The 15,599-nt window shown below is 51.6% G+C and carries 10 protein-coding genes and 6 pseudogenes; 3 read left to right on the forward strand and 13 right to left on the reverse strand.

Annotated features, from left to right (window positions below; translation table 11 throughout):
• The first annotated feature begins 249 nt into the window (after positions 1 to 249).
• Positions 250 to 1,047, forward strand: a complete 798-nt coding sequence (locus GS12_RS19900) for a DsbA family protein (RefSeq protein ID WP_034950090.1) — start codon at positions 250 to 252, stop codon at positions 1,045 to 1,047.
• Positions 1,048 to 1,334: 287 nt separating this feature from the next.
• On the opposite strand, the pseudogene GS12_RS23600 reads toward GS12_RS19900, so the two are convergent.
• From GS12_RS23600 to GS12_RS19940, 11 genes and pseudogenes are all read right to left on the reverse strand, one after another.
• Positions 1,335 to 1,505: pseudogene (locus tag GS12_RS23600) on the reverse strand (IS66 family transposase); the annotation flags it as partial.
• Between the two features lie 11 nt (positions 1,506 to 1,516).
• A pseudogene (gene tnpB / locus GS12_RS24855) lies at positions 1,517 to 1,616 on the reverse strand (IS66 family insertion sequence element accessory protein TnpB); the annotation flags it as partial.
• Positions 1,617 to 1,686: 70 nt separating this feature from the next.
• Positions 1,687 to 2,382 (reverse strand): DsbA family protein, encoded by a 696-nt coding sequence (locus tag GS12_RS19905; protein WP_052118539.1) that lies wholly within the window; start codon positions 2,380 to 2,382, stop codon positions 1,687 to 1,689.
• The gene (locus GS12_RS19910; RefSeq protein WP_034950091.1) at positions 2,366 to 4,153 is read right to left on the reverse strand and encodes an ABC transporter ATP-binding protein; all 1,788 of its coding nucleotides are present in this window, start codon (positions 4,151 to 4,153) and stop codon (positions 2,366 to 2,368) included. Before GS12_RS19910 ends, GS12_RS19905 begins: the two co-directional genes overlap by 17 nt.
• Complete coding sequence (locus GS12_RS19915) at positions 4,146 to 5,003, reverse strand: hypothetical protein (protein ID WP_034950094.1); 858 nt, start codon at positions 5,001 to 5,003, stop codon at positions 4,146 to 4,148. Before GS12_RS19915 ends, GS12_RS19910 begins: the two co-directional genes overlap by 8 nt.
• Positions 4,981 to 6,504, reverse strand: coding sequence for a type 2 lanthipeptide synthetase LanM (locus tag GS12_RS19920; protein ID WP_160279922.1), 1,524 nt, complete (start codon positions 6,502 to 6,504; stop codon positions 4,981 to 4,983). Before GS12_RS19920 ends, GS12_RS19915 begins: the two co-directional genes overlap by 23 nt.
• Positions 6,505 to 6,561: 57 nt before the next feature.
• Positions 6,562 to 6,753 (reverse strand): hypothetical protein, encoded by a 192-nt coding sequence (locus GS12_RS19925; protein ID WP_034950099.1) that lies wholly within the window; start codon positions 6,751 to 6,753, stop codon positions 6,562 to 6,564.
• A gap of 360 nt (positions 6,754 to 7,113) precedes the next feature.
• Positions 7,114 to 7,377 (reverse strand): annotated as a pseudogene (locus tag GS12_RS25020) (LysE family translocator); the annotation flags it as partial.
• 191 nt (positions 7,378 to 7,568) lie between these two features.
• A pseudogene (locus tag GS12_RS23615) lies at positions 7,569 to 7,658 on the reverse strand (Y-family DNA polymerase); the annotation flags it as partial.
• Positions 7,659 to 7,729: 71 nt separating this feature from the next.
• Positions 7,730 to 8,023 carry a S24 family peptidase gene (locus GS12_RS19935; RefSeq protein WP_407637870.1) on the reverse strand — a complete coding sequence of 98 codons (294 nt, stop codon included), beginning with the start codon at positions 8,021 to 8,023 and terminating at the stop codon, positions 7,730 to 7,732.
• Between the two features lie 246 nt (positions 8,024 to 8,269).
• Positions 8,270 to 9,612 (reverse strand): annotated as a pseudogene (locus tag GS12_RS19940) (methyl-accepting chemotaxis protein).
• Positions 9,613 to 9,946: 334 nt separating this feature from the next.
• Between GS12_RS19940 and GS12_RS19945 the strand changes: the two are divergent.
• A complete protein-coding gene (locus GS12_RS19945; RefSeq protein ID WP_017802602.1) occupies positions 9,947 to 11,728 on the forward strand; it encodes a sensor domain-containing diguanylate cyclase in 1,782 nt (593 codons plus the stop codon).
• A 65-nt stretch (positions 11,729 to 11,793) separates the two neighbouring features.
• Here GS12_RS19945 and GS12_RS19950 read toward each other — a convergent pair whose 3' ends face one another.
• Together GS12_RS19950 and GS12_RS19955 are read right to left on the reverse strand one after the other, a co-directional pair.
• On the reverse strand, positions 11,794 to 12,057 hold the full coding sequence (locus GS12_RS19950; RefSeq protein WP_017802603.1) for a biofilm development regulator YmgB/AriR family protein: 264 nt from the start codon (positions 12,055 to 12,057) through the stop codon (positions 11,794 to 11,796).
• A gap of 378 nt (positions 12,058 to 12,435) precedes the next feature.
• Positions 12,436 to 14,010, reverse strand: coding sequence for a sensor domain-containing diguanylate cyclase (locus GS12_RS19955; protein ID WP_017802604.1), 1,575 nt, complete (start codon positions 14,008 to 14,010; stop codon positions 12,436 to 12,438).
• 873 nt (positions 14,011 to 14,883) lie between these two features.
• On the opposite strand from GS12_RS19955, the pseudogene GS12_RS19965 reads away from it, so the two are divergent.
• Positions 14,884 to 15,285, forward strand: a pseudogene (locus tag GS12_RS19965) (methyl-accepting chemotaxis protein); the annotation flags it as partial.
• Positions 15,286 to 15,599 lie beyond the last annotated feature (314 nt).

Raw genomic sequence — 15,599 nt, forward strand, 5'->3', positions numbered from 1 at the left:
ACATCAATGCCTGCACATTGGACGAGGTCTTTCTTCCCCAGACTTCAAGCATGCTCGTTATTCCTTTCGCGGTTATTACGTATAAGGTTTTGCTGCAGCTCGTTAAGCGTTGCATCTACCTGCTCATTCAACTTACCAGTGCATTACTCACAAATTCAACGGCTACATGATGAACCACCATCTACCGTAAAAATGCAATACAAAACTTAATACGGTCTGTATGTGACGGTTACGCATATGAGATAAATCATGAAACAGACCCTTAAGATGGCCACCTTTGCGCTGGCCATGAGCACCTCGTTGTTTTCAGTACAGTCCGGCGCGACCGGCGCGGAAACTTTTAGCCCCGAACAACAGGCCCGTATCGGCGAGATTGCGGCGGACTATCTGGTCGCGCACCCGGACGTGCTCATAGAGGTGAGCAAAAAGCTACAGGCGCGGCAACAGGCAATGCAGCAGCAAACTTATGTGCAGTCAGCGCTGAAAACACACCGGCTGCTGATGCAGCTTGATGGCGTTCCCGTGAAAGGGCCGGCTGACTCAAAGGTTATCGTGACTGAGTTCTTTGACTATGAATGTATCGCCTGCAGCATGATGGCGCCGGTGATGGAAAAGGTGATGGCTGCAAACGCCGGCGTGCGCTTTGCATTCCGGGACTGGACCATTTTTGCCGCCCGTTATCCGGAATCAGAGCAGGCATCACGCCGCGGCCTTAGCATTTACAGGAAACACGGCGCAGATACGTACATGGCGTTTCACAACGGCATTTACCAGACCGGGCATAACGAAGGGAAACTGACGGCAGAAGATATTGAGAAAGCCGCCGTTGCTGCCGGTGCAGGTAACGCTTCAGACGATAGTAATGCTGCCTCCGACCAGATTATTGAGAACAATGCTGACCTGGCTGAGATGCTGGGCCTTACGGGGACGCCGGGCATTATCGTGATGCCTGCTGAGAACGCCACACAGGATAACACCACGGTTATCCCGGGCGTGGTCAGCGAACAGGTTATGCAGCAGGCCATTGCCCGGGCAGAGAAAGGATAAAAAAGACCGGCCTGAGTCATAAAGGGCCAGTCATAGTATCCACAACGGAAAAGGCAAGGCCATCGGATGTACTTACAATCGCGCCGACAGTATCAGTGAGTATCGGCCATACCGCCAGAACCTTTACCCCATGACGGCCACGCCGCTCAGGCTGTTCGTTCCTCGCTCTGACCGCCCTGCCCATTGTATTGTTAAAGCGATCATTCGCGGTCGAAGGTAAGCATCGCATTTAGACCGTATTAACGTTCAAGCCGAGGTAAGGTCTACCTTCAATGGCAACAGATCGCGGACTCGGTTTTACGGACCGCCAGTCTCTCCTTTGCAGGGCTGCCACGTATCTCCGCTTCGATGGAGTACAGCTCACCGATGCGCTTCAGCGCCTCGGTGGTAATATCAGTTGGGGTGCGGACGTGAACGTCGTGGATTTTTCTACTGGCGTGCGACATATAAGCCGCTTCGATATAATGTAGCCGCGGCGACCACGGAAAATGAACAGGTGGCCGCCGAACGTGTCAGTGCTAAGCGTGTTCTGCACCTTATGATGCCAGGCCGTTGAAGCCGTTTTTCATATCAGTGATGCCGGAAACCAGCCAGATAAGTGAGCATGTGGGGAGATATCATCGGCTCCCTCCTTTCATTTCACGGATGAGCACCTGAAGCATTTCCGGCGACAGCTGGCTTTTTATTCAGCAGATACTGGATAACACCAGCATAGTCTTTCTCAAAACTCTCATCTGTGGAAGTGTCGAGCGCCATATTATTCACCAGATATTTTCCCCTAACGAAGAAGGCTGGCACGAATCTTAAGCCCAGTTGTTCAGCCAGCCTGTCCTGGCGGTTTACAGAGGCAGTAATTTCTGTGGAATTCCATAGCGTTTTTATTTTATCAACAGAAATACCTTGATCAATAAATAATTTCTGAAGGTCAGTTTCACTTTGTACAGAGTGTGACTGCTGCATCGCCCTGAACAGAATAGGTGTCATTTCAGTCTGTTTATGAAGGAAAACTGCTACGGCCCAGGCACGGGTCAAATCACGGCCTGAAGCGCCAATTCTTGATGCATGATAACGTTCAAAGGTCGTACCATTAGGGAGTGAAGCAACAATAAAATTGTTAATATTGGATTTCATTTCGAAATAATAGCAGTGCGGACAGTTGAAAGAAAAATAGCTCAACACGTCAGGTACGCCCGTAACAGTATCAGGCAGTTCGAAATAATCTTTATCAGCGACGTATTCTCTTGCCTGTCCCGGCATCACCCAGAACATGCACATCAGCATCAGAATGCTTCTTATATCGGTGAGAAGGCGCATTATGTCAGGCCACTTCATCATTTTTATCTTCTCCAAACTTATATTGTTCCCTTTGCAACGTCAGCAGAGAGTAATATTCCCCGCGTGCTTGTTCCAGTTCTGCCGGTGTTCCCCGTTCAACGATCTCACCTTTTCTGAGAACAATAAGGAAACTTGCGTGCTTCACTACGCCAAGACGATGAGTGACCATAACAGCTGTTTTGCCCTGAACCAGGGAAGAGAACTGACGGAATATTTCTGCTTCAACACGGGGATCCATCGCGCTTGTGGGCTCGTCAAGAATAACCAACTCTCCAGGAGAATACAGGGCACGGGCGAGAGCCAAACGCTGCCACTGGCCGCCCGACAGTTCCGTGCCAGCATATTCCTTACCGATCAGGGTGTCTGGTGTTGTCCCCGCATCAAGTAAAAAACGGGCTTTTGCACAGGCATTTTGAAAATCCCGCTCTGTTTCCGGGGTAGTAATATGAGTGAATGTGACATTTTCTTTTATACTGAGATTATAGTGTCCAAAATCCTGAAATACAGCACTGAGGCGGCGGCGCCACTGCTGAATATCAATTCCGGCGATGTCCTTGCCGTTGCAGGTGATGCGCCCCGAGGTTGGACTATAAAGTCGGCAAAGCAATTTCATCAGCGTGCTTTTACCCGCGCCGTTTTCACCCACTATAGCGAGATGGTCGCCAGCGCGAAGAGTGAGATTAATGTTTTTCAGTACGAAATTGCCTGGCTGATATGCAAATGACACGTCTTCAAACCGAATCTCTTTTATCGGCTCCAGCCATTCTTCTTTTATGCCCAACTTAGGTATGTCAGCTACGGCCTCGAGAGACTTTAGCCGAGCAAAAAAACCAAAACAGACACCCACACTAGCAAAAGAGTACACCATCCATTGACAGGAAAGACCAAAGAAGGAAATGGACTGGATAGTCCCCAGTAACCCTCCTACAGTGATTTTCCCGGTTGTGAGATAATTTACAAACCAGAACATCATGCCCAGTGCACAGATCAGGTAAAGCAGATTCCAGGGCTGCGGACGCATCAACTGTTTCTTTCGTACCTTATTGAGTTCGTCTTCAAGTTCATTGAAAGCTTGTTGATGTTTATCAAGGAAAAAAGCGGAAAGGTTAAAGAGCCGTATTTCTTTTGCAAGTTTCACGTCCAGCAAAACGGAGAGAAAATATTTGATCCTCCTCGCAGGCATCCCTTTCCCGAGCATCGCTTTGAAGATATCTATCTGCGAATACGCTACAGCGAACGTCACGGGAATGAGCGGGAGCAGGAACGCCAGCGGCAACCACCATACTACTGAAGCCAGAACCAATGAAAGGCTGAGCAGCGTCAGGGTCCCTCTAAATATATCGATCAGATTGACCAGCAGGTTGAGCGGGCGGTGCGCCGCTTCACGGGACAGTACTTCCAGGTCGTCATGAAGTTCAGGAGATTCAATCAGCATTAAATCATCAATGCGGCAGGCTGCCTCCATTATTTTCCTTTGTGTCAGAAAAGTAGCTTTGGAGTTAAGGATACTCTGTAGTGTGCTGATAATCGGCGAGAGAATCCCGGGGATGACGAAAGTCAGCGCCCACAATATGGCAATGGTTGTTAAACCGGTACGATCATCACTGCTGATGACGTTTCCAAGATGGATACTTGTCATCACACTCAACGTCGGCAGGAGACCCTGAATTGTGATTAAAACCATAAAAAGCAAAGAAAGCTTCGGAGACGAACGAAGCAGCAGAGAGACCGAATATACTACCAAGATTATCTTATCTTTTATCTTATACATTATAATTCTCCACTGTAATGGGGTTACCAGACGCGTACACAATGATTTCATCAAAATGCAGAGGTGCACATATATTCATTAATAGGGCATCCTGTTTCTCATTTCGGTAGTAAGATGAGATCATTTTTACACGGTAATAGTCGCCTCTATGCACACACGCATTACTTATTTGATATGAGTCGAGTGTTTTTCCATCGGGTGTGGCAATAAATTTCATCTCTTGAGAAAAAACACTAAGTGATTTAACAGATAGATTGAACTGATTCAGCCCGATTATCCTCTGACATAGAGATGGATATGTTAACCAGGAATGGCGACTAGCATGAAAGTTATGACAGATGACAATTACTTCCGGATAGTTATTACTGAGAATGACGCAAAGCTTATCTGCCATGGCTTTTTCCCGCTGTTCGGGCGTAGCACTGCTTAAGACCTCATTGTTAGCCGCATCAGATTTCAGCAACTCAGATAAAACCGATCCGGCAGGACTGTTCAGTATACTCAGCGCAGAGATATAGCCCCTCTGTCGCGTTGTCGTAAGCGGCAGATCAATGCCGAAAATATCTGCATCTGGAGGCAGATTCATCAGCAACATCCTGAATTCAAGAGATCTCATCCACCAATAGGTTGATGAAGCAAGAAACTTCGCCATTGCAGTACTGCTCAGAGAATGTCGTTTCAGTGCAAACAAAATAAGATCAATAGTAGGACATTCAACAACCACTGCCACAGGCCCACGCTGAGACATTAAGTTTATATATGTTTTTCTCATCAGCCAGGATTCATCAGAACCATGGCTGTTCTGCCCAAGGAAAGTAATCGTACGATTATCGTGTGCCGAGATGAGCATGCATGCTCCTGACGATAAGTTCACGCTGCCTGATAAGATAAGAGGCAGGCAGAAGAAAATTGGACTTAATCTGCTCAAGTGGAGTCTGAGTCAGGAAATCTTTAATAACTTTACCATTAGAATCGAATAAAGACTTAGTATTGCAACGAATATAAAATATAGGAATGTCGAAGTTTTTAAGGCATTGAGCTTCATAATTAACAAGTGACTTAAAGCGTGGGTGCGCACTTTCATAAAGAAGATACTCATTAATAAGTGACGGGAAAGCAGTATCAATGGTGCGGCTTACATCAGGATGTATGATCTTATTGATCACCAACATATAATAGGCTGTCGTCCTGATTAAATATCTGGGTTTAATTTCATCATGTGCCGTAATACAGGCAAGAATATCATCTGACTTTTGTTTAATTTTCTCATAGGACTCTTCATATCCTTGGATAACATCCGGGACATATTTCAGGGACTGGACAGGCTTCCCTTCAAAGTGAGGATAGTTTTGGGTTTTTTTAATGAAACCGTGTTCATAGCGTACCTGAATGCGTTCACTGGCGTCGTTAAGTGCATGGGGATGTGTATAAGACTGAAATATGTTAGTGGCCGCCGTCAGAGCCGATGTGTGTCCGATGCCGTTAATTACTACCTCCTCGCTCTGAAGTAAGCCACTCTGATATACTGAACGCTCAAGGTCAGGGTTATCTTCAAAGTAATACTGAAAGCTGGTTTCTGCATCTATCAGGAAAACACGATTTTGATCAACAATGAAATTGTCGAAATGACAGTCATTGATATTTAGCAGATCGACTAGTGCCAGGATATTTCCATACTGCCGGTAAACATCCCGGGCTTCACCCAGAGAATGAAGAGGGCGATTATCTATGTAAGCCTGCCACAAATGTGTGTTCCTGCTCAGAGTCTCAGGGCAGACTCTTTTCATGCCGATAATCTCACAAATCTCATTGAGTACTGACTCTATACACGAGTCTCTTGGTTTATATATAATACGTTGATCATTCAGAGTTAAAAGAATCGGCTGCTGCCCATTTTCATGGCGGTCTCCGCCAAGAATTTCGATTGAACTTGCACAGGTAAGGGCTTGAATACCGAAAATTTTCTCAAGTAAGCTGAAATCAGCATCAAGACGGTCAAGAAAAAGGGACAAGTTACCGAGGGTACTTGCACAAATATGTGCAGCGAGTTTCTCAATGTATGCATTTTGTTTTGAGATTGACGAACGCCAGCTTCCATCACTGTTCTTGAAGTAATGAGTATAACGGTCAGTTACTGAGGCAGGCTGTAAGCTCAGCCAGATATCGAAGGAAATAACAAAATCTGGTAAATAAATCTGATCTAGAGTTTCACCGATGTGAGTTAGAACAGCGCTGTAATCAACATGAGTCAGATTGTGCGCTGATAATAGCTCATTAATTTTCAAATGAAAATTTTCAAGATGAGGAAAATACAAATATGCTCTATGTGGCTCTGTGACATTATATTTCATCTGAGATTCCCAAACGAAAAGTGGCACTGCATAGAGTGCCACTTGTTGTGCCATCACTCAGCTAAAGAAATCTGCTGAAACTTCTTCCAGTTCCTTGATGAGGAAATCCTCTGCACTGATGAAGCCACCACCACCACCACCACCGCCACCGCAGTCACAGGTACCACTGGCGCAGTCCCGCCCGCTGTTTGCCATATAACCACGGATTTCTGAAATTTTATCAGGTGCTACTTCTACGATACGTTCCATTTAAAACCTCACTTTAATAAGTTGAAATGGTGAATTAAATTACCTTTCGCGAAGTACTGCATGTGTACACGGAAAATATAATTATCCGAATAACGATAATGGGTCATCTTTTTTATGCTTATTGAATCCAAATTAAACCGCAAAACTATTAATAAATCCTTTGTTGACAAAAGCTTACCAAATTGAAACTAAATGTAACGATGGCCCTAATGTCAATATTTTCTTAACGTTGAATACAAATATCAAAACCACTTGAGTGTTAAATTATATATAAATAAAGGTGTTATAAAGGAATCGTTAGCAGCGCTTGACGAGGCTACTATGTACCAAACACGGGAATTTACAGCCAAACCCCGACTCTCTCGTGCTCATAGCAAGTTTAGCCGCGAAGCATAAAAATAAGCCCCCTGTTGCTCTGTCCATTACCCGGATAACGCGACTTTTATTCAATACGGCTGACGCAAAATATATGGATAAAATAAGTGTGACGGACTATATAGTCCCAATCGCCACGTGGATGCTGACCAGGATAAAAGTCCATATCAAGTGTGAGTGACCGGCGGGTATGAACTGCGGCAATAAAGATACATGAAAAATACCCATTTTGGAATTGAGCACATACCCCCTTTGTTTATACGATTATTATCGATTAAGTGAATCTATGAGTCTGGATACATGCAATATCGTCAGCTTTTCGCTGTGAATTCAACCGATGGGTGAAACACACTTATTAAACCGCACTGCGGGGGATCCAATTCATCAAACCAGAAAATTGAAAAGCAACAAGCTAACTATCACTTCTCACCACTCAGATAATTATTGTTGAGCACCACCACCGGTTTACCGCGCAGGTCGGGACGGAACAGAGGCTCGCAACTCGCATAAAACGAGTTAACGTCCGCCAGTCAGAACATAGGCAGCGCCATAACTACCTCCTGCGCGCTTTATGTACTGTTGAAGAACCCGGTAAAGGCGCTCAGCAGCCGCAGCTCCTCCGGATAAATGACGGAGTATGCCGGATTCTTCGGCAGGAGAGCAGGGCGGGGATGAAGTTGCAGGCGCTTAAAGTAAATTCGCCGTTCACCTCGGCGATGACGATGTCCCCGTGCGAGGCCTCGTCTGCGCGATAGACCGCCATGACGTCGCCATCAAACAGGCCCAGTTCCTGCATGCTGCTGGCGCGTACAAAAAACGTGGAGGCGCGCCGGCGGATGCAGAGCTCGGTGAGATCACGCTCACTTTTAACATAGTCTGTGGTCGGCGAGGGGATGCCTGCCGCGCATGGATTTGCTTAGAGGGGGCACGCGTAACTTGAGCAGAAAACTGGGGGCCAGAGCAGCCTACGTGAAGTGACCGCAGCGATCGAACTGGCAGACAGGGCGCTGGATGCTGATATCAGCCTCAGCTGGGGATTTATGCGCGACTGAGCAGAAAGCGTAAAGTCCAGAAGGCCCGGAGGGAAACAGATTGAATGTCTGGCTGGCTGGTCAGTTATCAGGAGGAGGTGGGAAGCACCTCACACGAATATTGCCCCTCTCAGAGCGGTAGTCTGTCCGCTCAGGCTGCCCGCCGTAGCGGACACCGTCTGTACCAGTGTGGCATTCTGCTGGGTAACACGGTCAAGCTCCGCCACAGCCAGCGTGACCTGTGCGATCCCTTTGCTCTGCTCCCCGGAGGCGAGCGCTATCTGGCCGATCAGTTCGCTGACCCCGCTGACGCCATGCAGTACCTCATCCATGGTAGTGCCTGCATTGTCCGCCGCCTGGCGGCCGGCGCTGACGCGTGCCACGGTATCGGCGATCAGTTCTTCAATCTCTTTTGAGGCGATCGCACTCCGCTGCGCCAGCGAACGCACTTCGGCTGCCACTACGGAAAAACCCCGGCCCTGTTCACCGGCACGGGCAGCCTCGACCGCGGCGTTCAGCGCCAGAATATTGGTCTGGAAGGCAATCCCGCTTATCGTTGTGGTGAACTGACGGATTTTTTCAGACCCCTCTGCTATTCCGCCCATGGCATCAACCACTGCGCGAACCAGATGCTCGCTGCGGCGCGTGGTTTCCGCGGTCTGTACCGCCAGCTCCCTTGCCTCACGGGCGTTAGCGGCGTTGTGGCTGACGGTGGCGGTAATCTCTTCCATGCTGGCCGCAGTCTGCTCCAGTGCGGCAGCCTGGGTGGCGGTCCGGTCGGACAGATCTGCGTTACCGCTGGCAATGTCGCCGGCCTCGCGGTGCAGTATGACCGCGTTGTCGCGGATCGATTTTACCGCATCGAGCAGGCTGTGCTGCATCTCCCTGACCAGCGGTACCATCTGCCCGACGCAGTTGCGGCCGAGATCTTCCGGCTCACGTGTGAGGTCGCCATTCGCGATAGTCTTCAGGTGCGCACGGATTTTAGCAACAGGGCGGACGAGATGTACCACGAGGTAGCGGTCACAGAATGCCAGCAGCGCAGTGGCGGCCAGCAGGGCGGTAAAAAGAATCACCTCAAGACGGTGGCATTCGGCCAGCACTGGCGCATCGTCTGCGGCCAGCTGCTGCGCCAGGGCACTAAGGCGTTCGCGTGCCGCGGCTGGATAACCTGCCGGTGCCGACAGCGTTGCGCGGTAAGCGTCCCATGACGGGGCCGCCGGAACGGCGGTCAGCAGCGCCGTTTTATCCGCTGCGCTGCCGTCCTGCATGACGAGGCCCGCGCGGGTCAGAAAGGTCAGCTGCTGCGTCAGCGTGTCGGGCGGTCGGCATGACGGTACATCTCGCGCAGCGTCAGTGCGCCATAGCCACCGGCAAGCGCCACCACGGCCAGTGAGAGGATCATTATCCACAGCACCACGCGGCGGATGGTCAGATGTCTGAGTAACTGCATAAGGCTTTCCCTGGTGTCAGATTGTTATTAAATAATTATTAGTTTTTTATTTTTGCGCGTAATTAATTACGCGCTGCGTTTATTAAGAAGAATTGTGACAGGAATAATCAGAAAAGAATATGTTTTGACGATAAGAGAAAAGAATCGTGATGCAGTATATAATTTGCTAAAGAAAATAATTGATGACACCGGACCTGATGGTACCTAGAATGCCGGATATATTATAACTTTAATCGCTTCTTCCTGTTGCAGTTATTACCTTTCGTGCCGGCCCGTTATTGTACATTTTTCCTTTCTTATTTCGCACCGGAACCAGGCCGGGGCGGAGGACTCCATGCTGATAAACCTTACCGGCGATGATGATCGCCGCGCCCGGGCGCTGAAGGCGCTGCGCAGCCCCGACGAAAGCCGGGACGACGTGCTGCAAAAATTTGTCCGGCTGGCCAGCCAGGCACTCGGCATTCCCGGAAGTTTTATCTCCGTGCTGGACGATAAGCACCAGTATGTGCAGGCCGCTCACAATTTCGGGCTGAAGCAGTCGTCGCGTGAGGACTCCCTGTGCCGCCATGCGGTGGACAGCGACAGTGAAGTGATTGTACCTGACACCTGGCAGGATACCCGTTTTTCGTCACATCCCCTCATTACCGGCGCGCCCTACATACGTTTCTATGCCGGCGTACCGCTGAAAAATCACGAGGGTATCGTGCTTGGTACGCTGTGCGTCACGGACACGGTGCCGCATCCGTTTGGATCCGGGCAGGTAACCACCCTGAAGCTTCTGGCAGCGCTGGTGATGTCGTTTCTGGAGGCCTGGCACTCCGCCGGGCTTGCCGACCCGGTCACCGGCCTGCCTAACCGCCAGTGCCTTATCCGCGACCTGCAGGTGCTGGTCGCATCGGGTGACAGCGCGTCACGCCGTCTGGTGCTGATTGACTGCATTGACATGCCTCGCGCCTACGAACTCGCCCGCTCGATGGGAATGGGGCCGGTGGAAAGCCTGCTCAGGGACGTTGCCATCCTACTGCCGCTTCGCCTGCGCCCGGCCGCCGGTGAACCGCTCTACACCGTCGCCACCGGACGATTTGCCGTTCTGACGTGCGATGACAGCCACATGAATGCAGAATGGGTCGCGGGTCGTCTGGAGGGGATCCGTGCCGATCTCGGGGACGGCATCGCCGTGGCGCTCAGCACCTATGCCGGCGAAGTTACCTTTGCAACCGGCAGCATAACGGCACAGGAAGCGCTGCGCCGTGCGGTCAGCGCGCTTCATGAGGCCATCGGCCGGGGTATGCCCGCCATGCGCTTCAGCGCGGCAAGCGACGCGCGTCATACTCAGGACTTTACGCTGATGAACAACCTCGCCGCCGCGTTACGGGAAGACAGGGGCCTGTGGCTCGCCTTCCAGCCTAAAATCTGCCTGCACAGCGGCATGCCCGTCGCACTGGAGGCGCTGGTCCGCTGGCACCACCCGGTCCGCGGCGAACTTTCTCCCGCGCTGTTTGTCCCTCTGGCCGAGCAGACTTCGCTGCTCAGCGACCTGACGACCTGGGTCACGGACCGCGTCATCAGCCGTCTGGCGCGTCTGCGCAACAGCTGCATTCAGCTTCCCGTCACGGTGAACGTCAGCAGCCAGGACTTTGCGCGCGAGGACTTTGCCGACGCGCTGGAGCTGAAGATGATAAGGGCAAAGCTTCCCCCTTCGCTGCTGGGCATTGAGTGTCTGGAGACCGAGCGTATTATTGAAAATCCGGCGGCGATGCACGGGCTTGAAATGCTGAAGCTGCGGGGGTTCGGGATTTCGCTGGATGACTTTGGTACCGGCTACAGTAACATCAGCTACCTTCGCCGCATGCCGATTGACGTTATCAAGCTGGACCGCTCGCTCATCCGTGAAATTGCGACTGACACCGCCTCGCGCATCATTGCACGCAGTATCATTACCATGCTGAAGGACCTTGATTATACCGTGCTGGCCGAAGGCGTTGAGGATGCCGAAACGGGCTCCGCGCTCGCGGAGTACGGCTGCGACCAGGTGCAGGGGTATTTCTATTCACGGCCCCTGCCGGAAGGTGAACTCGACGAGTGGCTGAGCTGGAAGCTGCGCGGCCACTGCTGATACCGTCCCCGCACCAGTATCGTCCCTTTGGCGGGTCATGTCTCTGCGAGTGTAAAATGCCCGCCTCAGGTATGCGGATCATCCGGTGTATAACCGGCAACCAGCTGCTGCAGGCTCAGGAGCGTGGCCTGCCGGTTTTTGTCAGTCGCGGCCGCCTGTTCATCTTTGAGTCTGAGGATAATGGCCTGATTACTGACCTGTCTCCCCTCGCTGTACAGGGCACGGATTACCGCTTCAAATTCCTCTGATTCACCTGTGAACCGGTGACCGGAACCCAGCAGGTATGCGCGGATATGTGCAACCGTATTTGTGTCTGCCATGATTTTCATCTTTTCCTGCTCTCTGCGATTCATCCATTTCAGCGGCTGTAAATGGTGTAAGCGATTTATTTGCGGGTGTCACTGACTGTCCCGTCGCCGGCCCGTGCGGGTCAGCATAGCATGGCCTGACCTTGTGACTGACCTGCATGGCAGTGCTCCGGGTACGCTTAACGATGTCCCCTGCTGTCCTCTCGGGCCGGTATGCTGCTGCCGGACCGGGTGACCTCAAAGCGATACTCCCGCGCCAGCGGGAGAGAATATTTCAGCGCTTTTTTATCCTGTTCCGGAAAAAAGCCCGGAGAATGTCTTCCGCATGTGTCATCCCTTCCTGAGATATACTCCGGTCTTACTCCCCGGCACACAGATACTGTCAGTGCAGAAAAATGCTTATTGCCCGGTCCCACGATACAGGCGGAAGGTCTCTGCTCCGGCGATAACCACCACGTTACGTCCTGCACCCTTCGCTTCATAAAGGGCCTCATCCGCCCGCCGAAGCATCGCTTCCCGGTTTCCGCAGTCCGCCAGCGAGGCCACCCCGGCAGACACGGTCAACGCTCCTGCAAAGGGAAACGTCGCGGTGCTGACAACTTCGCGGATGCGCCCGGCTGTCCGGGCTGCATCCTCCACATCGGTCTGCGGCAGCAGGAGTATAAACTCCTCGCCACCAAAACGGCTGACAATGTCTTCTGCACGACACGTCTGCCGCAGCAGACCGGCCAGGTTTATCAGCACCGCATCGCCCGCATCATGACCATGGCAGTCGTTTATTTTTTTAAAGTGGTCAATATCAATCGCGATGACGCACTGTGCCGCGCCATCGCCTGACCGGTCCGCCATGAGGGTAAAGCCGCGGCGGTTCCACAGGCCGGTGAGCGGATCGGTCATGGCTTCGTCGCTGAGCGCAGCCATGCGGCCAGCCACAGCATAATGGTATTCCTGTACGGCCTCCTTCAGGCGGCCGGCCTCATAATACCAGGCCGGTACCGACGCCAGCGACATATCACTGTCCTCATTCCGTACCATATCAGCCAGCTTTTCCAGGGGTAATGCGATACGTCCGGCCATCAGGGCTACGACGGCAGCCGTCAGGATGATAATCCCCAGCAGAAACCACAGGGCGTTTTCTGCGGTGCGCACGAGAATATGCCGGACCGTCTCTGCGGTACCCGCAATAAAGATGTTCCAGTCCGTTTTGTGCAGGCTGGCGTACCCCGTCAGAAACTGCTGCCCGTTTGCTTGTGTGCTGAACCGGCCGCTGTCCGTCGTGGCCAGCTGTTTGACCAGTGCAGAGCCCAGCGTCATTTTTGTGCCCACGAGATCCGGCTCGTGGCTGAAAACAATCAGGCCATCATTGCTGACGATGCTGACCGTAGATCCGCGGGCGTAGAAATGCTGGCTCAGGATATCGCTCAGCATGCTCTGCTTTTTGAGATAAATGGTGCCGCCGATGTAACCCAGATAATCGCCGCCGGTCGTAAACAGCGGCTGGGAGAGGAATACAACATAATTACCGGAGGCCGAAATAAAGGGCGCGGAAATAAACGGCTTCTGAGTGGCGATAGCCTGGCGGCTCGCATCGGAGTGCAGTTTAACACCGACCAGACTCAGGCTTTCCGGGGAGGTCGCGGCGATAACGGCGTCGCGGTTAACAACTACGACCGTGTTGAAAAAGCCGGACTGCAGCCGGAGGCGGTCGGTCTCCTCTCTCAGCGCCGCCGGGTCGGTGAGACCTTTAATCTGTGTGGCGCTCCACGCAAGCTCACGCTGCGCCGTGCCGAGATAGCGATCGGTCGTGTCAGCCAGCTTGCGCGCGTAGGCAATATTGCTTTCCAGAAGGCTGTCCTCAATGTTGCCCTTCTGAAAAATCAGAAGCGCCACGAGCAGCAGGCAGGAGGTCAGGATCACCCCGCCAACGGAAAGCGACAGAAGCAGGGTGCGGAGACGGAGCTTTTTAAGCAGCATGGCGTGAAGGACCTGGTTGAGGTGTCATCTGAGTGTAACTGTTCAGGAGCCGGTTAAAAGAAGATCAGCGCGCCTTTTACGCTATGCATAAGGGCGGCGGTGCCTGGCGATGTGTCAGCTTAGAGTATTTTATCTGCCTGCTCGCAGCCTAATCTGATGAATTTCGATTCTGACGTCATTCTCGTGGATATTAAGTCAGCGGGTATGTTCAGTGAAGGGAGAGTCTTATCACAGCATGAGAGTGCCCTAAGCATCTGCAATGTAAGCAAAGCTGATAAAGCGCAGGTATTTATGCGCAGACTGCCCAATACAGACATCTCCCGGTGTTATCCACAAAAAATGTGGATAATTTATGTACAACTCATTCACGCTCCTGCTGATGGCATCAGACCCGGTGCCGCCCGCATGCGGGACAATGCGCGCGCTTTGCAGCTTACAGCGTCGGTTAATAGCAATATGCCTTCCACGTTACATCATACAGAGGTTCCTGCAACATTCTGAATAGGCTGAAACCCTTTTCCTGGCATACTCACCGGCCATAGCACGGGCCGCCTGTCATCAACTGCCGGTTACTTCATGCGATAGCGGATTCGGTGATTCCACTGCACCTGAAAGGCAGGACAGGCAATGCCTGGTTGAAGGCATACGCGCGGCACCCGTTTCTGGTCCTGTCTGTCAGGGGGAAAGATACACTGCTTTAAGCAAACCGTAACGTGTCTCAGGACCACGATCTCCTGACAGATAAGCAATTGTGCCTTTGCTTTTTCAAGAATACAGAATGATGTGGCAGGTTAATCCTCTTGCTGCACTGATTTCAGGATTGCCGGAATGGATATTCAGATCGTCACTATAGGCAGCGCTGGCATGGGGCCAAAGGTACGGGATATCACTGCCGTGATCGAAAGCATCGCCTTCCAGACCAACATTCTCGCCCTTAACGCGGCGGTGGAGGCTGCACGGGCTGGCGAAGAGGGGCGGGGTTTTGCCGTGGTAGCCGGAGAAGTGAGAACGCTTGCCCAGCGCAGCGCTACTGCCGCACGTGATATCAAGCAGCTGATCGAGCAGGCCGTGGAGCAGGTGGAAAGTGGCGTGGCGGTCGCAGCAGGTACGGGTCACAGCATCCTTAAAATCGTCGGTATGGTGGGTGAACTGGCGGAGGCCATGGATAACATTTCTCTGGCTTCATCCGAGCAGATGCAGGGTATTTCTCAGGTCAGTATTGCGGTCAGTCAGATGGATGGCGTCACGCAGAAGGGGTCAGTTTGGATATCGAAAATTATTGTACTATAAGGGCTTCCCCGGCATGTCAAAGCCGGTATTTATGGTTTCTGTCTGCTCTTCAGTAAAAATAAAGGGGAGAGACTGCGGTACTATAAACGGCCATGATGAATCGTCATCGATTCGGGCCCTGATGAAAGACGCGCGTGAGGTTCTTGTTCGTTAAGCGGATACGTATATCCTGTACAATAGCCAGATAGGCCTCACGGGGTCTAACCCTTTATCATCAACGAATTGCAGGTCAGATGGTTATACTGCTTCGAGCTTTAGTTGGCTGAGTACAGCCGGAAATCATCACCGTAATGTAGTGA

The organism is Erwinia oleae (assembly GCF_000770305.1).
GTDB lineage: Bacteria > Pseudomonadota > Gammaproteobacteria > Enterobacterales > Enterobacteriaceae > Erwinia > Erwinia oleae.